General features: G+C 74.5%; 25 protein-coding genes. 9 read left to right on the plus strand and 16 right to left on the minus strand.

The features are described 5' to 3' along the window. Positions 1–60 precede the first annotated feature (60 nt). Both WIS52_RS28885 and bla read left to right on the plus strand, forming a co-directional pair. Positions 61–804 (plus strand): SDR family oxidoreductase, encoded by a 744-nt coding sequence (locus WIS52_RS28885; protein ID WP_349301576.1) that lies wholly within the window; start codon positions 61–63, stop codon positions 802–804. A gap of 22 nt (positions 805–826) precedes the next feature. Continuing rightward, positions 827–1,729, plus strand: a complete 903-nt coding sequence (gene bla / locus WIS52_RS28890; RefSeq protein WP_349301577.1) for a class A beta-lactamase — start codon at positions 827–829, stop codon at positions 1,727–1,729. Here bla and WIS52_RS28895 read toward each other — a convergent pair. Then, the gene (locus WIS52_RS28895) at positions 1,722–2,528 is read right to left on the minus strand and encodes an SGNH/GDSL hydrolase family protein (RefSeq protein WP_349301578.1); all 807 of its coding nucleotides are present in this window, start codon (positions 2,526–2,528) and stop codon (positions 1,722–1,724) included. The two genes, bla and WIS52_RS28895, sit on opposite strands and share 8 nt — an antisense overlap. A 231-nt stretch (positions 2,529–2,759) precedes the next feature. Here WIS52_RS28895 and WIS52_RS28900 point away from each other — a divergent pair, with 231 nt between their 5' ends. Further along, positions 2,760–3,050, plus strand: coding sequence for a DUF1540 domain-containing protein (locus tag WIS52_RS28900; protein ID WP_349301579.1), 291 nt, complete (start codon positions 2,760–2,762; stop codon positions 3,048–3,050). On the opposite strand, the gene WIS52_RS28905 is transcribed toward WIS52_RS28900, so the two are convergent. Then, entirely contained in the window at positions 3,035–3,460 is a 426-nt protein-coding gene (locus WIS52_RS28905; protein ID WP_349301580.1) for a hypothetical protein, read from the minus strand. The genes WIS52_RS28900 and WIS52_RS28905 overlap by 16 nt on opposite strands. Before the next feature lie 104 nt (positions 3,461–3,564). Next, positions 3,565–4,923 carry a glycosyltransferase family 2 protein gene (locus WIS52_RS28910; RefSeq protein ID WP_349301581.1) on the minus strand — a complete coding sequence of 453 codons (1,359 nt, stop codon included), beginning with the start codon at positions 4,921–4,923 and terminating at the stop codon, positions 3,565–3,567. Positions 4,924–5,085: 162 nt separating this feature from the next. On the opposite strand from WIS52_RS28910, the gene WIS52_RS28915 reads away from it, so the two are divergent. Then, positions 5,086–5,442 (plus strand): tetratricopeptide repeat protein, encoded by a 357-nt coding sequence (locus WIS52_RS28915; protein WP_349301582.1) that lies wholly within the window; start codon positions 5,086–5,088, stop codon positions 5,440–5,442. Between the two features lie 19 nt (positions 5,443–5,461). Here WIS52_RS28915 and WIS52_RS28920 read toward each other — a convergent pair whose 3' ends face one another. From WIS52_RS28920 to WIS52_RS28930, 3 genes are all read right to left on the minus strand, one after another. Further along, a complete protein-coding gene (locus WIS52_RS28920) occupies positions 5,462–5,665 on the minus strand; it encodes a hypothetical protein (protein WP_349301583.1) in 204 nt (67 codons plus the stop codon). Between the two features lie 44 nt (positions 5,666–5,709). Next, positions 5,710–7,338 (minus strand): glycoside hydrolase family 16 protein, encoded by a 1,629-nt coding sequence (locus WIS52_RS28925; protein WP_349301584.1) that lies wholly within the window; start codon positions 7,336–7,338, stop codon positions 5,710–5,712. Positions 7,339–7,584: 246 nt separating this feature from the next. Beyond that, positions 7,585–8,829, minus strand: coding sequence for an MFS transporter (locus tag WIS52_RS28930; protein WP_349301585.1), 1,245 nt, complete (start codon positions 8,827–8,829; stop codon positions 7,585–7,587). A 99-nt stretch (positions 8,830–8,928) separates the two neighbouring features. Here WIS52_RS28930 and WIS52_RS28935 point away from each other — a divergent pair, with 99 nt between their 5' ends. After that, positions 8,929–10,122 (plus strand): class I SAM-dependent methyltransferase, encoded by a 1,194-nt coding sequence (locus WIS52_RS28935; RefSeq protein ID WP_349301586.1) that lies wholly within the window; start codon positions 8,929–8,931, stop codon positions 10,120–10,122. 10 nt (positions 10,123–10,132) lie between these two features. Here the strand turns inward: WIS52_RS28935 and WIS52_RS28940 are convergent, their stop codons facing one another. Further along, a complete protein-coding gene (locus WIS52_RS28940; protein ID WP_349301587.1) occupies positions 10,133–10,579 on the minus strand; it encodes a VOC family protein in 447 nt (148 codons plus the stop codon). 397 nt (positions 10,580–10,976) lie between these two features. On the opposite strand from WIS52_RS28940, the gene WIS52_RS28945 reads away from it, so the two are divergent. Beyond that, the gene (locus WIS52_RS28945; RefSeq protein ID WP_349301588.1) at positions 10,977–11,849 is read left to right on the plus strand and encodes an NAD(P)-dependent alcohol dehydrogenase; all 873 of its coding nucleotides are present in this window, start codon (positions 10,977–10,979) and stop codon (positions 11,847–11,849) included. A 146-nt stretch (positions 11,850–11,995) separates the two neighbouring features. On the opposite strand, the gene WIS52_RS28950 is transcribed toward WIS52_RS28945, so the two are convergent. From WIS52_RS28950 to WIS52_RS28960, 3 genes are read right to left on the minus strand one after another with little or no spacing between them, the layout of a single operon-like run. After that, positions 11,996–12,742, minus strand: coding sequence for a hypothetical protein (locus tag WIS52_RS28950; protein WP_349301589.1), 747 nt, complete (start codon positions 12,740–12,742; stop codon positions 11,996–11,998). Continuing rightward, positions 12,739–13,626, minus strand: coding sequence for an ABC transporter ATP-binding protein (locus WIS52_RS28955; protein WP_349301590.1), 888 nt, complete (start codon positions 13,624–13,626; stop codon positions 12,739–12,741). The genes WIS52_RS28950 and WIS52_RS28955 overlap by 4 nt, the downstream gene beginning before the upstream one ends. After that, positions 13,623–13,985, minus strand: a complete 363-nt coding sequence (locus tag WIS52_RS28960) for a GntR family transcriptional regulator (RefSeq protein ID WP_349301591.1) — start codon at positions 13,983–13,985, stop codon at positions 13,623–13,625. The genes WIS52_RS28955 and WIS52_RS28960 overlap by 4 nt, the downstream gene beginning before the upstream one ends. Before the next feature lie 118 nt (positions 13,986–14,103). Here WIS52_RS28960 and WIS52_RS28965 point away from each other — a divergent pair, with 118 nt between their 5' ends. Both WIS52_RS28965 and WIS52_RS28970 read left to right on the plus strand, forming a co-directional pair. Next, entirely contained in the window at positions 14,104–14,454 is a 351-nt protein-coding gene (locus WIS52_RS28965; protein WP_349301592.1) for an ArsR/SmtB family transcription factor, read from the plus strand. Next, positions 14,451–14,981 (plus strand): SRPBCC family protein, encoded by a 531-nt coding sequence (locus tag WIS52_RS28970; RefSeq protein ID WP_349301593.1) that lies wholly within the window; start codon positions 14,451–14,453, stop codon positions 14,979–14,981. Before WIS52_RS28965 ends, WIS52_RS28970 begins: the two co-directional genes overlap by 4 nt. Before the next feature lie 74 nt (positions 14,982–15,055). On the opposite strand, the gene WIS52_RS28975 is transcribed toward WIS52_RS28970, so the two are convergent. Continuing rightward, a complete protein-coding gene (locus tag WIS52_RS28975) occupies positions 15,056–15,718 on the minus strand; it encodes a hypothetical protein (protein ID WP_349301594.1) in 663 nt (220 codons plus the stop codon). Positions 15,719–15,815: 97 nt separating this feature from the next. Here WIS52_RS28975 and WIS52_RS28980 point away from each other — a divergent pair, with 97 nt between their 5' ends. Next, positions 15,816–16,517, plus strand: a complete 702-nt coding sequence (locus WIS52_RS28980; RefSeq protein WP_349301595.1) for a TetR/AcrR family transcriptional regulator — start codon at positions 15,816–15,818, stop codon at positions 16,515–16,517. A 19-nt stretch (positions 16,518–16,536) separates the two neighbouring features. Here the strand turns inward: WIS52_RS28980 and WIS52_RS28985 are convergent, their stop codons facing one another. The 5 genes from WIS52_RS28985 to WIS52_RS29005 form a co-directional block, all read right to left on the minus strand. Further along, the gene (locus WIS52_RS28985) at positions 16,537–17,256 is read right to left on the minus strand and encodes a hypothetical protein (protein ID WP_349301596.1); all 720 of its coding nucleotides are present in this window, start codon (positions 17,254–17,256) and stop codon (positions 16,537–16,539) included. Beyond that, positions 17,250–18,158, minus strand: a complete 909-nt coding sequence (locus WIS52_RS28990; RefSeq protein ID WP_349301597.1) for an ATP-binding cassette domain-containing protein — start codon at positions 18,156–18,158, stop codon at positions 17,250–17,252. The genes WIS52_RS28985 and WIS52_RS28990 overlap by 7 nt, the downstream gene beginning before the upstream one ends. Before the next feature lie 199 nt (positions 18,159–18,357). Next, positions 18,358–18,996 (minus strand): DedA family protein, encoded by a 639-nt coding sequence (locus tag WIS52_RS28995; RefSeq protein ID WP_349301598.1) that lies wholly within the window; start codon positions 18,994–18,996, stop codon positions 18,358–18,360. Between the two features lie 80 nt (positions 18,997–19,076). Next, positions 19,077–19,373, minus strand: coding sequence for a Dabb family protein (locus WIS52_RS29000; RefSeq protein WP_349301599.1), 297 nt, complete (start codon positions 19,371–19,373; stop codon positions 19,077–19,079). 129 nt (positions 19,374–19,502) lie between these two features. After that, a complete protein-coding gene (locus WIS52_RS29005; protein WP_349301600.1) occupies positions 19,503–21,680 on the minus strand; it encodes a 3-hydroxyacyl-CoA dehydrogenase NAD-binding domain-containing protein in 2,178 nt (725 codons plus the stop codon). Position 21,681: the final 1 nt, after the last annotated feature.

The following is a 21,681-nucleotide window of genomic DNA, read 5'->3' on the forward strand; positions in this document are numbered from 1 at the left end:
GCCACTCCCCCGGTCGCTGTGGCCTCCCGGCCGCGCCGCCGTCGGCGTCGAATGGGATCCATGCCGAACACGAACCCGAACGGACACGCCGTCGCCCTCGTCACCGGCGCCAGCAGCGGGATCGGCCGGGCCGTCGCCACCCGGCTGGCCGCGGACGGCGGATGCGTCGTCGCCGCCGCCCGGCGCGCGGACCGCCTCGCCGAGCTCGCCGCCGGCGCACCGGGCCCGGGCCGGATCGAGCCGTGCGAGCTGGACGTCACCGACGCCGGCGCCGTGCGCGCCGCGGTCGACGACATCGTCGAGCGGCACGGCCGGATCGACCTGCTCGTCGCCAACGCCGGGGTGATGCCGCTGTCACGACTCGACGCCGGGCGCCTCGACGAGTGGGACCGCATGATCGACGTGAACGTCCGCGGGCTGCTGCACGGCATCGGCGCGGTGCTGCCGCACTTCACCCGCCAGGACCGCGGGCACGTGGTGACCGTGGCGTCGGTCGGTGCCTACCAGGTCAGCCCGACCGCCGCCGTGTACTGCGGCACCAAGTACGCGGCGTGGGCGATCACCGAGGGGCTGCGGCTGGAGTCGCCGCCCGGTATCCGGGTCTCCACGGTGTCTCCCGGCGTCGTCACCTCCGAGCTGGCCGAGCACATCTCCGACCCCGGCGCGCGCGAGGCCATGACGACCTACCGGGCGAACGCGATCGGACCGGAGGCGATCGCCGACGCAGTGGCCTACGCCGTCGGGCAGCCGCCGGAGGTGGACGTCAGCGAGATCCTCGTCCGCCCCGCGCGTCAGCGTCCCTAGTGGATCTGATGCGCTACCGGACGTGACGCTCTCCCGCCGCTCCCTGCTCCTCGGTTCCGCCGGCGTCGGCGCCGTCCTGCTCGGCTGTTCCGCCCCCGCATCGCCGGAGGCGGGACCCGCCGCGCCGGACGTCCCCACGACCGGGCCGATCCCGGCGATGGCCGACCTCGAGCGGGACTTCGCGCGCCGGATCGGTGTGGTCGCGCTGGACACCGGTTCCGGGGCCGCCGTCGGGCACCGGCCCGACGACCGGTTCCTGATGGCCTCGGTGATGAAGGCGCTGATGGCCGGGTTCGTGCTGCACCGCTCCGTGGGCGACGCCGGACTGCTCGACCGGCGGGTCGCCTACGGCCCGGCCGACCTGCTGTCCTACGCCCCCGTGACGACCCCTCGGGTGGCCGAGGGCATGACGGTCGCCGAGCTCTGCCACGCGGCCGTGACGGTCTCCGACAACACCGCGCACAACCTGCTGCTGCGCGAGGCCGGCGGCCCGGCCGAGCTGACGGCGTGGCTGCGGGAGCTCGGCGACGAGGTGACCCGGGCCGACCGGATCGAACCCGGGATGAACGACGTCGACGGCGACCTCGACACCAGCACGCCGGCCGCGCTGGCGGCCACGCTGCGCGCGCTGGTCACCGGCGACGCGCTGCCGCCGGCCGAGCGGGGCGTCCTGGACGGCTGGCTGCGCGCCAACACGACCGGCGACCGGCAGATCCGGGCCGGCGCGCCGTCGGGCTGGGAGGTCGGGGAGAAGACCGGGTCCGGCTCCGCGGGCGAGCGCAACGACGCCGGCGTGCTGTACCCGGCGGACGGAGCGCCGGTGGCGCTGGCGGTGTTCACCGTCCCGACCGGGGATCCGGACGACGACCGCGGCGAGGACGCCATCGCGGCCGCGACCCGCGCGGCGCTGGGGGAGCTCAGATGAGAGCCAGCACCGCGCGGAGGATCGCGACCTGACCGACCGGGCTCGGATGCAGGCCGTCGTCCTCCCAGAAGTCCGGGCCGACCGGCATCCCGGCCAGGTCGATCGCCTCCGGGTCGACCTCGCGCACGGTCGCCAGCAGCTCCGGCAGGTCCGCGGCGTCCCACCACTCGCCGGTCAGCTCGCGGGTGAGCCCGACCCGTCCGGGGTCGATCGGCGGCGGCACGATGAACCGGACCTTCGCACCCGTCTCGGTCTCCAGCAGCAGCCGCAGCGCCCGCAGGTTCCGCCCGGTCTCGGCCGCCGAGACCATCCGGACCCCGGTCGTCGCGCCCTCCCGGCGGATGTCGTTGGTCCCGATCATGACCAGCACCTGGGTCGGGACCCGGGAGACGAGCACCGGCCCGAGGGCGAGGGCCTCGCTGCTGGTCCGGCCGCTGAGCGCGAGCACCTCGACCGACGCCTCCGGCTCCACCCGCGGCACCAGCTCGGCCAGCAGCCGTGCCCAGCTCAGCCGGTCCGCCGAGATCGAGTCACCCACGACGACCAGCCGCTCGCCGGGCCGCGGTCCCAGCCGGGAGAGCCCCGCGGCGACCGGGCGCTCGGAGACCAGTGCCCCCGCGGCGGCCCGGACCCGGCCGGCCAGCTCCGCGCGGGCCTCCCGCGCCGCGGACGGCTCCAGCCCGGCGGTCACCACGAGCAGCCGGTCGATCTCCGCCTCGCGGACACCGAACGCCGCGAACGCCGGCCAGGCGGTCAAGTCGGCGTACCGGATCAGCCGGGTCATCAGATCGTTGTCCACGCCTCATCCTCCACACCGGACTCCTCCCCCGCAGCCTGCCCGGCGGCCCACGTCCCGGCGACCGCGGGGTCACCCGAACAGCGGCATCTTCGCGTGACCCACGCCACACCAGATCGCGGTTTCGGGCGGGATCCCCGCAGCTACCGGCCGGGATTCAGGTCGACCGCACCGCCGGTCAGGCGAGCCTGTGTTGGCTGGCAACCGCAGGCCGCCCCCGACACGCTGTGCCGCATGACCACGGCCCAGGACTTGCCCCAGGTTCAGCAGTGCTCCGCGACGAGCTGCTCCTACAACGAGGACTCCGGCTGCCACGCCGGTGCGATCACGATCTCCGGGGACCACGCCCACTGCGGCACCTTCGTGGAGATCTCGTTCCGCGGCGGGACGGACCGCGGGGGTCTCGTCGGCGCCTGTCACCGCGCGGACTGTCGCTACAACGAGAAGCTGGAGTGCACCGCGTCGTCGGTGAACATCGGCCAGGGCGCCGACGCCGCGGACTGCCTGACCTACGAAGCCAGGTAGGCCGGCTCCGAGACACCCTCGGGGTGGATGCCGCCCCGCTCGTCGACGCGCAGCGCGCCGTCCGCGATGGCGAGCGCCGCGACCGGGTCGACGTCGTCCACCAGGACGGCGACCCCGCTCGCGGCCACCTCGCGCAACGCTCCCAGCACGCAGCGCCGGCCGCTCGCGTCGAGCCCGTCGGTCAGGCGGTCGGCCAGCACCATCCCGGTCGGCTCCGACCGCGCCGTCGCGACTGTGCGCATCCGGTCGGCGAGCCCGTCGGCGACCCGCGCCCCGAGCCGCCGCACGACGGCGCCGCGACCGTCCGATCCGCGGCCCGTGGCGTCGTCGAGCCGGTTCATCAACCGGCGGCGTTCCACGGACGGGCCCAGCAGCACCGTGATGCTGCCGGCCGGCAGACGCAGCGACATCAGCCCTCCCTCACCAGAACTCAGGTCAGGCTAACCGTTCATCACGACGAGGTGAAGACGGCGGAGCTGTGAAGGCGATCGCGCCGTGCCGGCGGTCGCGCCCGTCAGACGCCGATCCGGCGGCCCGGGTCGCCGTCCGGAGCCGGGTCCGTGCGCGGCCCGGGGAGCGCCAGATCGGCCTCGACGCCCGCTGCGGCCGCACGCCCGGCGGCCGCGGCACGCCGGATGTGTGCCGGGACCGTGCTGGACCGCTCGGGGAGCAGGATCGGCGGCACCGCTCCGCCGTCGCGGCGCACCTCGACGCTGCGGCGCAGGTAAGCGAGGCCACCGCGCATCAGGCGGGTCCCGCGCTGCAGCGCGCCGGCCTCGGGCATGGCGTCGCCCGCCCCGGCCTCGCGCTCGGAGATGTGCCGCAGCCGTGCGACCGCCGCGGGCAGCCGGCGCAGCGCCGCGCTCCGGCCCTGCCGTGACATCGCGACCTTGGCGAGGAAGCTGCCGAGCCCGACCGCGTAGCCCTCGAGCTGCGCGTTCAACGCGTCCTGGTCGGGACGGTGGTGGTGCCACAGGTAGGCACCCGGGGCGTAGCCCAGCACGTACCCGCCGAGGATCATCCGGACGAGGAACTCGCAGTCCTCACCGCCGTGCGTGGGGGTGCCCGGGCCCATCGCCTCGTCGAAGCCGCCGGCGGCGCGGGCGGCGGCGGCGCGCACGGCCAGGTTCGCGCCGATGCCGAACAGGCCGGGCGCGAACGGGAAGATCGGCGAGTCCTCGGGCGGGTTGTCGAGGGTGAACCGGCGCGGGGCGAAGCCCTTGTTCCAGGCCAGCGCGACGTCCGCGGCGCGCTCCTCGGGGCTACCCAGGCGGGCGGCCAGGACCGGGCCGGAGACGCAGGCCAGCTCGGGGTCGGCGGCGAAGGCGCCGGCGAGGCGGGAGGCCCAGGCGGGGTCGACCTCGGTGTCGTCGTCGGTGAACGCCACGATCTCGGTCCGGGCCTCGGCCAGCCCGCGGTTGCGCCCGATGGACGCGCCGCGCCGGGACTCCCGGACGTAGCGGACCCGGGGCGAGTCCGCGGCGGCGACCGCGCGCTCGGTGCGCTCGTCGTCCGGGTCGTTGTCCACGACGATGACCGACAGCGCGGGGTGGTCGGAGGCGAGCACGGCGCGCAGGCAGCGGGCCAGCGACTCGGGACGGTTCCGCGTCGCGATCACGACGGTGACCGGGTCGGCGGCGACGGGGGCCTGCCGCACTGCGCCGACCGGCCCGAGCGAGGTGGCGGCGGCCCGCAGCTCCGCGGCGGAGGCGCGGCCGTCCCGCAGCGGGACGGTGACCTGCCCCTGCGGGGTGCCGTCGACGGTGACCAGGAGGCGGGCCGCACCGAACCGGGGGTCGACCGCGAGGTCGCGTACCGGGGCGAGCCGGTCGTGCTCGCCCACCCAGGTCGGTCCGTCGGGGTTCGTCGCCATGAAACCCATGATGCGGCTTGATCGCTGTGATGACACTGAGATGGCTGTGACGTTGCCGAGACCGGCATCGGGGCCACTCGATCCCCGGGGAATGAACCACGGCGCTCGCCGGTTGCGAGGGGTGTAGATGACACGTCAACGAGATGGTGGGAGGTCGGAACGATGACCACGTACACGCCGCCCTGGAGCACCGGCGACGCGGCGGAGCCGGCCGAGCGCTGGGAGCGCGCGTCCTACCTGTTCGACCTGGGTGACCACCTGGCGGCCGCGCGGGTGCTGGAGGAGCTGCGGGACGACCGGCCCGAGGCCGGAGCGGTCCGGCTGCTGCTGGCCCGGGCCTACTACCACTCGGCCCGGCTGGGCCCGGCCGAGTCGGAGTTGCGCAGCCTGCTCGAGCTCACCCCGTCCGACGGCTACGCGCACCTGCTGCTGGGACGCACCCTGCAGCGGCGGTCGCAGCACGCCGAGGCGGAGCCGCACCTGCGGCTCGCCCGCGCGATGGGCGTCGAGACGTCCTGAGCCCGCCGGAGCGGTCCGGTCACGACCCGGGTCGTGACCGGACCGCCAGCGCGCGATGCCGGCCGCCGGCGGCTCGGCCGACCGGCTCCTCGCCGGTGAACAGCACGTGCTTCCGCGGCGGATCCGTGGTGATCAGGCCGATCGCGGGGACGGTGACCTGCGCCGCGACCACGGCGGCGAGCAGCCAGGTCGCGGCGCGTCGGCCCGGGACGACGATGTCCATATCTTGATCTCGCGCCCGGGCCGCTCGGCGCTACACCCTCGCAATCAGTCGTCGTCCAGGTCGTAGATCCGGACCCAGTCGATCTCGTAGGTGGCGGGCTGCATGTTCCCGCCGTGGAAGTTGTCCAGCTGGATCGTCAGGTGCCCGCTGGGCATGTCCTGGATGTTCTGCCGGGTGCTCGAGGAACCACCGGAGAAGCTGAACCACTCCTCACCGTCGATGAAGCCCTTCACGTGGTCCGGGGTCCACTCGAAGCCGATGTTGTGCCACTCGGTCAGCGGTTCCCCGCAGTCGGACTCACGGACGTGCTCCTGCTGCACCCGCCCCCGGTCGTGCGGGTAGTGGATGAACGCCTGGACGCAGTCGTCGCCGGGCCGCATGTTCTCCAGGAAGTCGTACTCACCGTCCTCGGGCCAGCGGTTCGACTCCGGCCAGATGATCAGCAGCGGGTGATAGGGGCGGCCGTTCTCCGGACCGTCGGCCTGTGAGCGGACGCGGGCCTCCCAGCGGCCGTACTGCTGGTTGAACCGGGACGCGACCCACGCCGAGTCGCCGTTCTCCAGGCCCGTCTGGACGAGCTTCTCACCGTCCACCGTGGACCGGCTCGCGCAGCGGCCGCCGTTGCCGGCGTGCCCCTCCCAGCACTCGCCGGCCGTGCTCCAGCGCTCGGGATCCGGCGGACCGACGTAGTCGAACTCGTCCGACGCCGGCAACGGGGTGCCCCAGGAGTGCCGCTCCGCGGCGGTGTCGGCGTCCGGGGCCGGCACGTCCTGGGGGTCGGGTCCGGCGGAGGGCTCGTCGGCCGGGTCCGTATCCGCTGGGTCCGTGTCGGCCGGATCCTGGGCGGGACTCCCTGCGGGGTCGTCGGTGCCGGGGCCGGCGTCCGGGTCCTCGCCCGCGGCGGGACCGTCCGCCGGTCCGAAGGGGTCGGAGCCGGGCTCGTCGGCCGGGTCGGCCGCGGGCTCCGCCGAATCAGCCGAATCAGCCGGATCGGCCGGATCAGCCGGATCGACCGGATCGGCGGGGCCGACCGGGTCGGCGGGGTCCACCGGGTCGGTTTTCTCCGCGGGGTCGGCCGGATCCGCAGCGTCGGCCGGATCCGGCGTGTCGGCCGGATCCCCGGGGGTGACCGGGTCAGCCGGGTCCGCCGGAACGGCGTCCGGGTCGGCCGCGGGCTCACCGGGACCGGTCCGGTCCTCCGGATCGGCCGGATCGGCCGGATCCGTCCCGCCCGACCGCTCGCCCGGGTCCGCCGGGTCGACCGCACCGACCGGGCCGTCGGAACCCGGCTGCCCGGTCGAGGACCGGGCTCCGTCGCCCGGGGCCGGGCCGGACCCGTCCCGCTCCACGACCGGCCCGCCCGGTCCCCCGGCGGCGAACGACGACTCCCGCACCGCGGCCGGCGGCGGCATGCTCCCGGTCGCGCTCGAACCGCTCTCCGTCGAGGCCGACCCGTTGGTGGACGGATCGACCTCCGCGTCCGTCGCCGTGGACACGGCGCGTGCCGTGCCCGCCGTCGCCGGCTCCGGACCGGCGGTCACCGCGGGTGCGCCCGCCGCGTCGTGGGTCGCCCCGCCGGTGACGGCGAGCCCGTTCCCGGTGAAGGCGAGAACACTCGCCGTCACCACCGCCGTCGCGCCCATCACCGTGCGTCGTGCCAGTCCGCGTCTCATCGACTCGTTCCCGCCCCGTCCGTGTCCGGCTTGTCCGATATTGCGGACGCTAGGTGCCGGTTCGGTCACCCGACCACGGAAGCCACCCGACGGTGGGGTGACCACACCCGGACAGGCGTCACCCGTTGCGTGGGGCCACGTCACCGCACCTCGTGCGCGGTGTGCACGGCGGGACGGCGGAGACACCGGTGGCGGCGGTGACGGTGGTGAGCCCCGTGGGGCCGCCCGACCGGGTGCCTGCGGCGCTCAGCGCGGGGCGGTGGCCCGGCCGGGCAGGGTCTCCGGCGCGCGGAGCCACACCAGGGCTGCCACCAGCATCAACGCCCCGGTGACGGCGAAGGCCGGGCCGTAGCCGAGGCCCTCGGCGATCATCCCGGCGAGGACCGGCCCGATGATCGCGCCGAGGTCGGCGGACATCTGGAACCCGGCCAGCACCGACCCGCCGCGACCGCGCGCGCCGATCACGTCGGCGACCGCGGCGTTGAGCGGCGGGTTCATCAGTCCGCCGCCGAGTCCGGCGACCAGCGAGAGCAGCAGGAACAGCCACGGGTCGGACGCGTACCCGAGCACCGCCGTCGAGAGTCCGGCCACCACGAGCCCGACGATCAGCGGCGGGCGCCGCCCCGAACGGTCCGCGATCCGGCCGCCCAGAACCAGCGTCGCAGCGTTGCCGGCGGCGAACACCGACAGCGCGATCCCGCCGAATGCGTCCTCCCGTCCCAGCGCCTCCACCACGACCAGCGGCACGAGCGCGATCCGCACCCCGAAGACCGTCCAGCCGTTGGCGAAGTTCCCGATCAGCGACGCGCGGTAGGCGGGGTGCCGCAGGGCGTCGCGGAACCGGGTCCGCGGGGCCGGGCCGTCGTCGGGGGCGTCGCCCTCGGGCCGGCGCAGCATCCGCCCGCCGATCACCAGGACCAGCACGAGCAGCCCGGCGTAGGTCAGGAACGGCGCCCGGACGTCGATCGTCACGAGCACCCCGCCGAGCAGCGGTCCCGCGACGTTGCCCAGCAGGAACCCGGTCGCCCACACGCTCGTCGCCCGCCCCCGCAGGTGCGGCGGGGCCAGCCGGACCAGCAGCGACATCGCCGAGACGGTGAACATCGTCGAGCCGATCCCGGCCACCAGCCGCAACGCGATCAGCTGCCAGTACGCCGTCGCGAACGCCAGGCCCGCGGTGGTCACCGCGACCACGGCCAGGCCCCACACGAACACGGGCAGCTCGCCGAAGCGGCCCACCACCGACCCCGAGATCGGCGCGAACACCAGCCGGGAGAAGGCGAAGACGCTGATCACCGCGGATGCCGCGGTGATGCCGACGTCGAAGGAGCGGACGAACGCCGGCAGCACCGGCGCGACGATCCCGAACCCGATGGCGATCGCGAACGCCGACCCGACCAGGACGTGGATCTCGCGTGGCAGCGCACCGGCCGCGCGGCGACTGCGACGCTCACCCGACGCGCCGGCGGCCCCCGCGTCGTGCTCGACCACCCGTCCTCCTCCGCTGGGTCCCGGAACCGGGGTGACGGTACGCCCGTACCAGAACCCCCCTGGGCGCCCGGTCGACCCTCGTCCGCCAGGCTGGACGGCGTGGACGACACCGGAGGGCAGCTCGAGCGGCTGGACCGGCTCGCGGGGCCGGAGGGGACCGCGCTGCTCGGCCGGCTCGCCGGTGCGGACCGGTCCGGTGACGCCGCGCTGCGCCTCGGCACCGCGCTGCGCCGCGAGCACGACGCCGACCTCGTCGCCGACGCGATGGCTCAGGCCGGGCTGCGCGACCGGGCGGCGGCGAAGTTCTCCCGCGCGTCGTCGATGTGGTTCACCCGGGAAGGGCTGGAGCAGGCGTCGTCGGAGGTGGTGGCCCGGCACCGGGCGGCCCGCTACGCCGGGCTCGGCCGGCTCGCCGACCTGTGCTGCGGGATCGGCGGCGACCTGCTCGCGCTGGCCGGCGGGCACGAGGTCACCGGGGTCGACCGGGACCCGGTGCACCGCTGGATGGCCGAGCGCAACGCCGCCGTGTACGACGGGCGGGGCCGCACCGTCGGCGGCGACGTCCGGGACGCCGACCTGTCCGGTGTGGACGGCGTGTTCGTGGACCCGGCCCGGCGCACCTCGGGCGGCCGGATGCGGACCGGCGACTCGGAGCCTCCGCTCGACTGGTGTCTCGGGCTGACCGGCCGGGTGCCCGCGGTCGGGATCAAGGCGGCACCGGGCATCGACCGAGACCTGGTGCCGCCCGGCTGGGAGATCGAGTTCCTGGCGCTGGGGCGGGAGATCAAGGAGTCCGCGATCTGGTCACCGGCGCTCGCGACCGCCCGCGCCCGGGCCACCGTCCTCGACCCGGACGGCACCGCGCACACCCTCGCCGGCGAGCCGGATCCGGCCGACGGCGACACCGGCATCCCGGTCACCGAGTCCGGGGCCTGGCTGCTCGACCCGAACCCGACCGTCACCCGGGCCGGGCTGGTGTCGGCGCTCGCGGTACGCAGCGGCACCACCCGGATCGACCCGCGGATCGCGTTCCTCACCGCCGGCGACCGGCCGGAGCCCTCGCCGTTCGCCCGGACACTGCGGGTGATCGACTCACGGCCGTGGGACCAGAAGCGGCTGCCGCGGCTGCTGCGCGAACTCGACGTCGGCGCCGTGGACGTGCGGCGCCGCGGCCTCGCCGGCGACGTCGACGCGATCGCCCGGAAGCTGCGCGGGCGCGGGTCGCGCCGGGCCACGGTCGTCATGACCCGCGCCGACGACCGCCCGTGGGGTCTGGTCTGCGTCGACCCCTGACGGATCCGGGTCAGCCGCGGGCCCGGCCGGGGAAGTGGATGAACTCCAGTGCGATCCCGTCCGGGTCGCGGAACTCCAGGGTCGCGTAGGAGGTGGGGTCGTCCCGGTCGACGACGCCATCGTGCGGGACCGAGAGCGTGTCCAGCCAGGCCGCCCAGTGGTCCAGGGTGTCCCGGTCGGAGACCCCGAAGGCCAGGTGGTCCAGCGCGCCGCGGACCGTGCCGGCGTCGCCGCCGGCCGGGGCGTGCAGCTCGATCATCACCCCGGTCGCGGAGTCGAGCAGCAGCGCGGCCTTGTCCGGATCCCCGCCGCCGGCGTCGTGGTGCGGGAAGGTCATCGGCAGCCGTTGCAACCCGAGCACCCGCTGGTACCAGGTCGCGCTGGACTCGACGTCGGACACGACCGCCGACACGTGGTGGAAGCCGGTGACCGCCGGTCGTTCGATGCCCGAGCCCATCGGTGCTCTTCTCCTCGTCCGATTCGCCGTCGCGATGTTCCTTCGTTGCCGTCAACCATGATCGACGGTGCGCTGCCGCGCCGTCACGGGCCCGTCCGTACCCGGTCCCGCCGGCGCGCCGAGCGTGCGTGACCGGCCGGGGTCCGGCGGCACCGTCGTCGCGCTCACGGTGCCAGCCTGGCCCGGTGCGGCGGTCGTGGCGAGCCCGGCGACGCGCCGCGCACCCACCCGTGGCACGGTCGCGCCATGGTCGTTGCTGCCGAGGTGCCCGAATCGATGCGGTGCAGCGTGCTGCGCGCCGCCGGCGAGCTGGTGGTCGAGGAGCGCGCGACACCCCGGCCCGGAGCGGGCGAGGTGCTCGTCCGGATCGCCGCGGTCGGCACCCTGCGGCTCGGACGTGCACTACTTCCGGCACGGCCGGATCGGGCCGTTCGTGGTCCGCGAGCCGCTGGTGCTGGGCCACGAGCCGTCCGGCCGGATCGTCGACACCGGACCGGGCGTGGACGCGTCCCGGATCGGGCAGCGGGTCTCGCTCGAACCCGGGGTGCCCTGCCGGCGGTGCCGGTACTGCCACACCGGCGCCTACAACCTCTGCCCGGACATCGCGTTCTTCGCGACGCCGCCGGTGGACGGCGCCTTCGCCGAGTACGTCGTGATCGCCGACGACTTCGCCCACCCGGTGCCCGAGCACGTCTCCGACGACGCCGCCGCGCTGCTGGAACCGCTGTCGGTGGCGCTCTGGGCGCACCGCAAGGCCGGCACCGGGATCGGGTCCCGGGTGCTGGTGGCCGGGGCCGGCCCGATCGGGCTGCTGGTCGCCCAGGTCGCGGCGGTGCAGGGCGCGGCGGAGGTCCTGGTCAGCGACCCCGACCCGGGACGCCGCGAGGCGGCCCGCGACTTCGGGGCGACGGCCGTGCGCGACCCGGCCGCCGACGACCTCTCCGGGGCCGGGGTGGACGCGTTCGTCGACTGTTCCGGCGCGCCGCCCGCGGTGCTCGCCGGGCTCGCGGCGATCGCCCCGGGCGGGCGGGCCGTGCTGGTCGGGATGGGGGCCGACGAGATGACGCTGCCGGTGTCGGCGTTGCAGGGCCGCGAGATCACGCTGACCGGCACGTTCCGCTACGCGGGGACGTGGCCGTCCGCGGTCCGGCTGGCCGCCTCCGGCGCCGTCGACCTGGACCGGCTGGTCACCGGGCACGTCGACCTCGACCACGTCGGCGAGGCGCTCGCTCCGGGCCCGGAGCAGGTGAAGGTCGTCGTACGGCCGTGAAGGTGGGCCCGGCCTCCGTGGCCGGACGCATACTGACGCGCGTTCCGTGGATCAACATATGGATCCGCTCCTCCGGTGCACCCCCCATGGGCACCGGAGGAGCGGATCGCGGGATCGGCCGGGGCTCCCCGGTCCCGGCCGGGAACTCAGAGCCGTGCGCGGCGGATCACGAGGTACCCGCCCACGGCGGCGACCGCGCCGAGGATCAGCGGGTAGCCGGCCAGCAGGAGCGGCACCGGGGTCTCGACGAAGAACCGGCCGAAGGCCGGCCACGCGGACTGCCAGGTGAGGGCGAACACGATCGCGCCGACGACCAGCAACAGGGCCAGCGCGATCGTCCAGATCCCGATCTGACCCCAGCGGCGGAACACCGCGCCGAGCGCGAGGAACACGAACCCGAAGGTCAGCAGGGGGCCCCAGTAGGTCAGGACCTGCAGCACCGGGCCCTGCTCGGGCATGAAGGTCATCGAGAAGAAGTTCGTGCCGACCCCCCAGCCGCCGGTCATCCGCTCGATGCCGAGCATCGCCGTCAGCACGACCGCGTGCAGCAGGGTCTCCAGCGCGAGCAGTACCGAGACGCCGAGGTAGAAGTGCCGCCGGGTCAGCCCCAGGCTGATCGCGAACGGCATGACCTGGGTCATCGTCACCAGGTACATCGAGCCGACGATGATGAACAGCGCGGAGAGCGCGCCCGTGGTGCCGGCACCGGGGTCATCGACGTTGGCCCGGATCGCCCACCAGATCGCGAGGTTCACCACGAAGATCGCGGCGAGGATCAGCCAGGGCCCGCCGACCCGGTTGACCGAGTCCACCGAGTTCATCCGGATCACGGTGAGCACCCGGTTCGGGAGTGCGGTATCCGTCGATCGCACGGTGTCGATGCGGGTGCTCATGACAGGACCTCCCGGTCGGTACGGCTGCCGGAGACGTTGCGCTGGGTGGTGCGGACGACGAGCTGCTGCAGCGAGACGGGCTCGAACTGCAGGCTCGGCTCGCGGGTCTCCGGCACGGCGCCGGAGAGGGTGACCCGCAGGAACCCGCCCAGCTGCTCGCGGTGCAGCTCGGTGTGACCGCGGGCGAACCGCTCCACGGAGTCGGCCGGCCCGGTGACGCTCACCGCGCGGCCGCGCAGCGCATCGGCGTCCTCGTCGATGAGCACCCGGCCCTGGTCGATCAGCACGACGTGCTCGATCAGGTCGGACACCTCGTCGATCAGGTGGGTGGACAGCACCACGGTGCGCGGGTGCTCGGCGAAGTCGGCGAGCAGCCGGTCGTAGAAGATCTGGCGGGCGACGGCGTCGAGACCCAGGTAGGGCTCGTCGAAGAAGGTCAGTGGCGCCCGCGAGGCCAGTCCGATGATCACGCCGATCGCGGACTGCTGACCGCGGGAGAGCTTCTTGGACGACCGGGTCAGCGGGAGCGCGAACTCCTCGACGAGCTGGTCGGCGAAGCCCTGGTCCCAGTGCGGGTAGACCATCGCCGCGGCCTTCAGCGCGTGCCGGACCTTGTACTCGTCCGGGTAGCGCAGCGACTCGCGGATGAAGCAGGTGCGGGCCAGTACCCGGGCGTTCTCGTAGGGCTGCTCGCCGAAGATCTCGGCCCGGCCGGACGTCGCGAAGTTCTGCGCGGTGAGGATCTGCATCGCGGTGGTCTTGCCGGCGCCGTTGCGGCCGAGCAGACCGTGGATCCGGTTCTCGTCCAGCGCGAAGCTCACGTCGTCGAGCGCGGTCACGTCGCCGTATCGCTTCGTGACGCCGTGCATGGCGATCACGCTCATCGGTCGTCCCCCCAGACGTCGATCATCTTCTTCAGCTGCTCCGGATCGATCCCGATCTTGCGGGCCTCGGTGACCAGCGGACCGACGAACTGGCGGGCGAAGTCCTCCCGCCGGCTCTCCAGCAGCCGGGCGCGCGCTCCCTGGGCGACGAACATCCCGATTCCCCGTCTCTTGTAGAGGACACCCTCGCTGACCAGCTGGTTCAGCCCCTTGGCCGCGGTCGCCGGGTTGATCCGGTGGAACGCGGCGAGCTCGTTGCTGGACGGGACCTGGGCCTCCTCGGGGTAGGTCCCGTCCACCACCGCCGAGGAGATCTCCTCGGCGATCTGCACGAACAGCGGGCGGCCGTCGTCGTTCACGACGACCACTCACTGCGGTAGTGCAGTGGTTCATTAGTCATGTAATGAACCATAGAGGCGGCTTCCTGATCCGTCCAGCCGATTGCTATATCTGTCTCTGCTTATATAGACTCGCGACGTGCATGCGCTCGACGTGCTGGGCGATCCGGTCCGGCGCCGGATCCTCGAGCTCCTGGCCGGCGGCGAACGGACCGCGGGGCAGGTCACCGAAGTCGTCCGCGCCGAGTTCGGGATCTCCCAGCCGGCCGTCTCGCAACAGCTGAAGGTGTTGCGGGAGAACGGCTTCGCCACGGTCCGACCGGAGGGGACCCGCCGCATCTACGCGGTCGACCCGTCCGGTGTGGACGAGGCCGGACAGTGGCTGGCCGATGTGCGCGGCTTCTGGTCGCAGCGGCTCGACGCGCTCGGCACCGAACTGGCCCGCGGCCGCCGGGAGCGGCGCACCCCGTCCCCGAGGAGTCCGGAATGAACGATCGACCCGATCCCGCGGCCGCTGCCCCGGGGCCGGGCGGCACCGTCCACACCCGGCCCGACGGACGGCGGGAGCTCGCGTTCCGGCGGGAGTTCCCCGACCCCGTCGACGAGGTCTGGGCCGCGGTCACCGACCCCGCACGGTGCGCCCGGTGGTTCGCCTCGTGGACCGGCGACGCGCGTCCGGGCGGGACCATCGCCCTCACCATGACCAGCGCGGAGGACGGCGGCGGGCCACCCGAGACCGCCCGGATCACCGCGTGCGAGCCGCCGCACCGGCTGGCGGTCACGATCGAGGTCCCGGACGCCGGCCCGCCGTGGGAGCTCGCCGTCGACCTGACCTCCACCGCGGACGGTGGCACCGTGCTGGAGTTCCGCCAGCCGCTGCCGGACGGGGCCTCCGCCGCCGACACCGGGTCCGGCTGGCACTGGTACCTGGACCGGCTCGCCGCGACCCTCGCCGGTGCGCCGATGCCGGAGTGGGAGCCGCACCTGGCCGCGACCACGGCGCTCTACCCGAACTGAGGCCGGGCGGCCGACGGCAGGAGCAACGGCACCGCGGCCGGCCGGGCGGCGCAACGGGGCCGACGCCGGCGTCGCTACCCGCGGGACGGGAGGACGGCGTCCCGGCCCGCGGCCGCCCGGTGGAGGACGACGGCGAGCAGCAGGCACCCCGCCGCGAGCAGGGCCCCGTGCGCGATCCGGAGCGCCGGCGGCGCGAAGAACTGCGGCAGGTAGAGCACCAGGCCGATCGCGAACACCAGCCCGGCGGCGGGCGGCAGCACCCCGCCCCGCCGCAGAGCGACGGCGACCGCGACGCCGGCCACGGCGAGGGCCGCCAGCCCGGCCGCGAACGTGGTCACCGCGTACGGCCCCATCCGGATCCCCTCGGCGAGCGCGTCGACCGTCGCCGGCGGGACACCGGTCCCCGGCCGGCCGAGCTCGGCGAGCGCGAAGGACTCGGCGCCGTAGTACGGCAGCACGAGCGCGACCCCCGCCCCGGCCGTCAGCAGCCCGGACCACGCCGCGCGTTCGCCCGGCGTGCCGCGGTGCGCGGACCACAGTGCCGCGAGCCCGGGAACGAGCAGCGCGAACGCGAGCACCCCGAGCAGGTGCGACGGGATCCAGAGCGGGGCGACCCATACCGAGGGCCCGTCGACGTACGGGCGGGACGCGGGATAGGCCACGAACGCCACCCCCGCCACGCCGAGCGCCGTGGCGCCGTTCCGGACACCGGCCGTCGGAGTCTCCACCTCAGTCATGAGAGCAATGCTCTCGCGATCGCCTGCCACTGACAAGAGCATTGCTCTTTTCCGAGCACGCCGCTCGTCACTCGGATCAATGGTCTACCGTGCAGCGATGAACGCCTCCCGCACCGCCCGCGAGCGCGCCCGGGCCGAGCTGGTCTCCGAGATCACCGCGTCCGCCCGCCGGCAGCTCGCCGTGACCGGGGCCGCGGCGCTGTCGATGCGTGCCGTGTCCCGCGAGCTGGGGATGGTCTCCTCGGCGCTGCACCGCTACTTCCCCACCCGCGACGACCTGCTCACCGCGCTGATCGTGCAGAGCTACGACGCGCTGGGCGACGCCGTCGACGCCGCCGACGACGCGGTCGCGGGCAGCGGCCCCGCCGTCCGGTGGCGGGCGATCACCCGGGCGGTGCGGGCGTGGGCGCTGGCGAACCCGCACGAGTACGCGCTGATCTACGGCTCCCCCGTGCCGGGTTACGCGGCTCCGGCCGACACCGTGCCGGCCGCGGGCCGGGCGGTGCGGCGGTTCGTGCGGATGCTCGCGGAGGCGCACGCGGCCGGGGCGCTGGACGTCGGGCCGCTGCCGGAGCCCGGGCCGGAGGCCGCCGACGCCGCCCGGCTGCGCGCCGCGTTCGAGGTCCCGGACCTGCCGGACCCGCTCCTGCTCGCCGCGCTCACCGCGTGGACCGGCGTGTTCGGGCACGTGTCGTTCGAGCTGTTCGGTCAGTTCGAGAACGCCGTCGACCATCGGGACGAGGTGTTCGACGGCACCGTCGAACGGCTCGGACGGCTGGTGGGACTGCCCGCGGCCTGACCGCCGGGCCGGGCGGCTGTCACGAACCGGGGCGGATCCGCGCCACCAGCCGTTCCCACCGGGTCCGCCAGACGGCGAGCCGGCCCTGCTCGGCCGCGACGACCAGGGTCAGCGCCCCGGCCGCGACGAGCACCGCGAGCAGCAGGTCCCCGAACGGCCCCGGCCCCGGGCGGCCGGACCCCAGCGCGGCCGCCGCCGTCCCCACCGGCGGGAGCCAGTTCCGGGTCCCGGTGACGAGCAGGAAGGTCAGGCCCGCGACGATCGCGAGGCCCTGGCTGCGGATCAGCGGGCGGGCGAACACCGAACCGACCGCGGCCCCGGCGATGCCGCAGGTCAGGTGCGCGAGCAGGCCGTCCAGCAGCGAACCGGTGGTGGCGGTCCCCCAGGCGGCGACCACGCCCCAGACGACGGCGACGAGCCCGAGCGCCGCGACCCCGGCGGTCGCGGCGAGCAGCACCCCAGCGGCCACCGGCAGCGGTCCACCGGCGGCGGACAGCGTCACGGTGCGGGCGGTGTCGTCCTCGGACTCGGCCAGCGCGTGCGCCAGCCAGGCGCCGACCGGGTAGAGCATCAGCGCGCTGGCCGCCCACGGCGCGGGCAGCGGGCCGGGGGTGCCGCCGAAGAGGATCGCGAGCGCGCCGACGTAGAGCACGGCCGGGGCGACGAACCGTTCGGACCGGCCGACGTCCTCCCCGAGCAGCATCGCCACCGCGAACGCCGAGCGCGCCCGCCTCACCACGCCTGCTCCCGCGCCGTCCCGCCCGCCCCGGGAGGCCGGGACCGGCGGGGGCCCGGGGGGGACTGGTCGGGTCGGACCGGCCGCACCGACCGGACCGCGCATCCGGCGCCGAGCGCGGCGACCAGCCAGGCGTCGCAGTCCGGGGCCGGGACCCGGACGGTCAGCCGTCCCGGGCCGAGCGCCTCGACCCGGGCCCGGGGCAGCCGCTCCAGCAGCGGACGCGGGTCACCCGCGCACGCCAGGTCGAGCCGCATCACCGCGTCCGACGGCGGCGCGGCCGGCAGCGGCACGGAGTCGGGGTCCCCGGCCTCCACGGTGCGGCCCTGGCGCAGCCGGTGCACCCGGGCACCGGGCAGCCCGGCGGCGGTGCCGGAGTGGTCGGTGACCAGCGTGGCGCCGCGGCGCCCGGACAGCACCCGGGTCAGCGCGTCGGCGGCGTCGTCGTCCAGGCCGGACCAGGGTTCGTCGAGGACGACCACGCCGGGGTCGCAGGACAGTGCCTGTACCAGGCCGATCTTCTGGGCGTTGCCCTTGGACAGCTCGGACATCGGCTCGGCGTCCTTGCCGTCGTAGCCGAGCGCCTCGAGCAGCTCGTCGGCGCGCTCGGCGACGTCGTCGGGGTCGAGCCGTCGCACCCGGGCCAGGTGGTCGAGCCAGCGCCGGGGCGGGAGCCGCAGCAGGGCCGGGAAGCGGTCGGGCAGGTAGCCGACGACGGCCGGACGGTCCTCGACCCGGCCCGCGGTGGGCGTCTCGGCGCCCGCGGCGATCCGCAGCAGGGTGGACTTCCCGGCGCCGTTGGCGCCGCGGAGCACGGTCGGGAGGACCGGATCGACCTCCAGGTCGACGCCACGCAGGGCGACCGTCCCGGACGGGTGGGTGTGGTGGATCCCGACGAGTCGCACGGCCACCTCCACGTCGTCGCCCGCGGGTCTTCTGCGGCGCTCAGAGTCGCACAACCGGCCGTTGGGCCGTCCGGCCGGTGGCCGGGCGTACCGGGTGTGCCCGGGCCGGCACGCAGGGCGTTCGCCGGATCCGAGCGGCCCCGGGCCGGTGCCCCCGCACCTCGTTGCGCAGCGTCGGACCGGCTCCCGGCCGCCGACCTCAGGAGCGGCCGGCCGGGTCCGCGCTGCGGCTTCCGGCCGCGCGACGCTGGCGGACCCGTCGCCACACCAGCCAGGCCACCGCCAGCACACCCAGCACGAGCACGATCCGGCTCAGCGGCGCCATGTATCCCTCGACGACCTCCCAGCGCTCACCGAGCTGGTAGCCGAGGGTGACGAACAGGGCGTTCCACACGGCGCTGCCGAGCGTGGACAGCAGCGCGAACCGGGCGAGCGGCATGCCCGCGATCCCGGCCGGGATGGAGATGAGGCTCCGGATCAGCGGGACGCAGCGGCCGCCGAGGACGAACCAGACGCCGTAGGAGTCGAACAGGTCCCGCCCCTTCTCCAGGTCCTTCTGGCTGGACAGCAGGAACCAGCGCTTCCCGGCGAGCGCGTGCACACGGTCGTAGCCGAGCCAGGCACCGAGCGCGTAGAGCACCAGCGCACCGGCGACCGCACCCATGGTGGCGGCACCCCAGACGGCGACCGGGTTCATCGCGCCGGTCTGCGCCCGGAAGCCACCCAGCGGGAGGATGACCTCCGACGGGATCGGCGGGACGACGTTCTCCAGGAAGATCAGCAGCCCGATCCCGGCGGCCCCGAGCCGGTCCACGACGTCGAACACCCATTGCGTCACGTACGCCATGGTGCCCGTTTCGTGGCGCACGCGACGTCCGGGGCTCCCCCGAGCCGATCACGGGGGTGCCCCGGGGTGGATCAGCCGGGCAGGCGGAACTGGATCCGCTCGATCGAGGAGATGAGGGGCGCGACCATCTCGCGCCGGATCCGGTTGTGCTCCTCGTCGGCGTCGTAGGCCCGGTAGGCCTCCTCGTCCGCGAGGTCGACGACGATCGAGAACGACGCGTTCCCGTCCCGCAGTCCGAGGTCGACGCCGGCGACGAGGTCGAGCTCGACGCCGTCCACCCGGAGCTCGCGCAACGCCTGCAACGCCTTCTCGATCTCGGCGGGGTCGACGCCGTCCTCGAGCCGTCCGACCACCACGTTGCGGATCATCCGCGTCTCCTCTCGATCACCGGTCGGCGTCACCCTACGACAGGCCGCCGCACCCCCACGCCGCTCTCGCGGGGCGACGCCACGGGGCCCGCCGACGGGCGTCGTCGGCGGGCCCCGGAGACGAGCGGGTCAGGCGGCCGCGGTGGCCGTCTCGCCCTTCGCGGCGCGGTCGCGCAGGCTCTGCGGCACGTCGAACCGGTCGCCGTAGCGGGCCGTGAGCTCGTCGGCCCGCGCGACGAAGCCGGCCGGGCCGCCCGGGTAGCCCTCGATGTACTGCAGCACCCCCCCGGTCCACGGCGGGAACCCGATGCCGAAGATCGACCCGATGTTGGCGTCCGGGACGGTCGTGAGCACACCCTCGTCGACGCAGCGCACCGTCTCGATCGACTCGATGAACAGCATCCGCTCGGACAGCTCGTGCAGGTCGACGTCGTGGTTCGTCGCCCCGAACTCCGCGCGCAGCCCCGGCCACAGGCCGTCCCGCTTGCCGTCGGAATAGGCGTAGAAGCCGGCGCCGGAGCTCTTCCCCTTGCGGTCGAACTCGTCGACCATCCGGTCGATGACCGCGTCGGCCGGGTGCGGGGTCCAGGCGAGCCCGGCGGCCTCGGCCCCCTTGCGGCTCTCCTCGCGGATCTTGCGCGGCAGCGTCAGGGTCAGCTCGTCCATCAGCTGCAGTACCGGGGCCGGGTAACCCGCCTGCGACGACGCCTGCTCGATCGTCTGCGGGTCGATGCCCTCGGCGAGCATCGCGACGCCCTCGTTGAGGAAGGTGCCGATCACCCGGCTGGTGAAGAAGCCGCGCGAGTCGTTGACGACGATCGGCGTCTTCTTGATCCCCAGGGTCAGGTCGAACGCCTTGGCCAGCGCCTCGTCGTTCGTCCGCTCGCCGCGGATGATCTCGACCAGGGGCATCTTGTCGACCGGCGAGAAGAAGTGCAGCCCGATGAAGTCGTCCGGCCGCTCCACCCCGCGAGCCAGCTCGGTGATGGGCAGCGTCGAGGTGTTCGAGCACAGCAGCGCGTCCGGGTTCACGTGCTCGGCCGCCTCCCGGAACACCTCCTGCTTGAGCTCGACGGACTCGAACACGGCCTCGATCACGACGTCGCAGCCGGCCAGGTCGGCGTAGTCGTCGGTCGGGGTGATCCGGGCGAGCAGCGCCTCGCCCTTCTCCCGGGTGGTCTTCTTCCGGGCCACGCCCTTCTCGACGAGCCCGGCCGAGTAGGCCTTGCCCTTGTCGGCGGCCTCCCGGGAGACGTCCTTGAGCACGACGTCCCAGCCGGCGAGCGCGCAGGTGTAGGCGATGCCCGCGCCCATCATCCCGGCGCCGAGCACCGCGACCCTGGTGGGCTGCCAGTGCGCCGGCGAGGACGGCCGGGACTTGCCGCCGTTGATCGCGTTGAGGTCGAAGAAGAAGGCCTTGGTCATGTTCGTCGAGACCTGGCCGGTCACCAGCTCGACGAAGTAGCGGCCCTCGATCCGCAGCGCGGTGTCGACGTCGACCTGGGTGCCCTCCACGGCCGCGGCGAGGATGTTGCGCGGCGCCGGCATCGGCGCGCCCTTGAGCTGCTTGCGCAGGTTCGCCGGGAACGCGGGCAGGATCGAGGCCAGCGACGGGTGCGACGGCGTGCCGCCGGGGATCTTGTACTTCGGCTGGTCCCAGGGCTGCCCGGGGTGTTCCGGGTTGGCCTTCACCCACGCCGTCGCCTTCGTGAGCGCCTCCTCCGGCGAGGACGCGAGCTCGTCGAGGATCCCCAGCTCGAGGGCCTTGGCCGGCTTGTGCCGCTGCCCCTGGGCCAGCACGTTCATGAAGCCGTTGGCGATGCCGAGCATGCGGGTGATGCGGGTGACCCCGCCGCCCCCGGGCAGCAGCCCGAGGGTGACCTCCGGGAGGCCGTAGACGACGCCCTTCGCGTCCAGCCCGACCCGGTGGTGGCAGGCCAAGCCGATCTCCAGCCCGCCGCCGAGCGCGGTGCCGCCCATCGCGGCCGCGACCGGCTTGCCGAGGGTCTCCAGGCGCCGCAGCTGGCCCTTGACCTCCTCGACCATCTCGAACACGCGAGGCCCGTCGTCCGGGCCGGCGGACGACAGCATCTCCAGGTCGCCACCGGCGAAGAAGGTCTTCTTCGCCGAGGTGACGACGACGCCGGCGATGTCGTCCTTCGCGGCGACGAGCTGGTCGACGACCTCGCCCATCGCCTCGCGGTAGGCGTCGTTCATGGTGTTGGCGCTGCGGCCCGGGTCGTCGAGCGTGACGATCGCGATCCCGTCCGCGTCGGTCTCCCAGCGGACGGCCTTCTGCTCACTCACT

Origin of the sequence: Pseudonocardia nematodicida (genome assembly GCF_040105385.1) — a bacterium.
Classification (GTDB): Bacteria; Actinomycetota; Actinomycetes; order Mycobacteriales; family Pseudonocardiaceae; genus Pseudonocardia; species Pseudonocardia nematodicida.

Excerpts from the sequence above, each read along its gene's own strand:
- WIS52_RS28885 (WP_349301576.1), top strand. The coding sequence starts at position 61 with ATGCCGAACACGAACCCGAACGGACACGCCGTCGCCCTCGTCACCGGC.
- WIS52_RS28900 (WP_349301579.1), top strand. The coding sequence starts at position 2,760 with ATGACCACGGCCCAGGACTTGCCCCAGGTTCAGCAGTGCTCCGCGACG.
- WIS52_RS28905 (WP_349301580.1), bottom strand. The coding sequence starts at position 3,460 with ATGTCGCTGCGTCTGCCGGCCGGCAGCATCACGGTGCTGCTGGGCCCG.
- WIS52_RS28910 (WP_349301581.1), bottom strand. The coding sequence starts at position 4,923 with ATGGCGACGAACCCCGACGGACCGACCTGGGTGGGCGAGCACGACCGG.
- WIS52_RS28915 (WP_349301582.1), top strand. The coding sequence starts at position 5,086 with ATGACCACGTACACGCCGCCCTGGAGCACCGGCGACGCGGCGGAGCCG.
- WIS52_RS28920 (WP_349301583.1), bottom strand. The coding sequence starts at position 5,665 with ATGGACATCGTCGTCCCGGGCCGACGCGCCGCGACCTGGCTGCTCGCC.
- WIS52_RS28925 (WP_349301584.1), bottom strand. The coding sequence starts at position 7,338 with ATGAGACGCGGACTGGCACGACGCACGGTGATGGGCGCGACGGCGGTG.
- WIS52_RS28940 (WP_349301587.1), bottom strand. The coding sequence starts at position 10,579 with ATGGGCTCGGGCATCGAACGACCGGCGGTCACCGGCTTCCACCACGTG.
- WIS52_RS28950 (WP_349301589.1), bottom strand. The coding sequence starts at position 12,742 with ATGAGCACCCGCATCGACACCGTGCGATCGACGGATACCGCACTCCCG.
- WIS52_RS28955 (WP_349301590.1), bottom strand. The coding sequence starts at position 13,626 with ATGAGCGTGATCGCCATGCACGGCGTCACGAAGCGATACGGCGACGTG.
- WIS52_RS28970 (WP_349301593.1), top strand. The coding sequence starts at position 14,451 with ATGAACGATCGACCCGATCCCGCGGCCGCTGCCCCGGGGCCGGGCGGC.
- WIS52_RS28975 (WP_349301594.1), bottom strand. The coding sequence starts at position 15,718 with ATGACTGAGGTGGAGACTCCGACGGCCGGTGTCCGGAACGGCGCCACG.
- WIS52_RS28980 (WP_349301595.1), top strand. The coding sequence starts at position 15,816 with ATGAACGCCTCCCGCACCGCCCGCGAGCGCGCCCGGGCCGAGCTGGTC.
- WIS52_RS29000 (WP_349301599.1), bottom strand. The coding sequence starts at position 19,373 with ATGATCCGCAACGTGGTGGTCGGACGGCTCGAGGACGGCGTCGACCCC.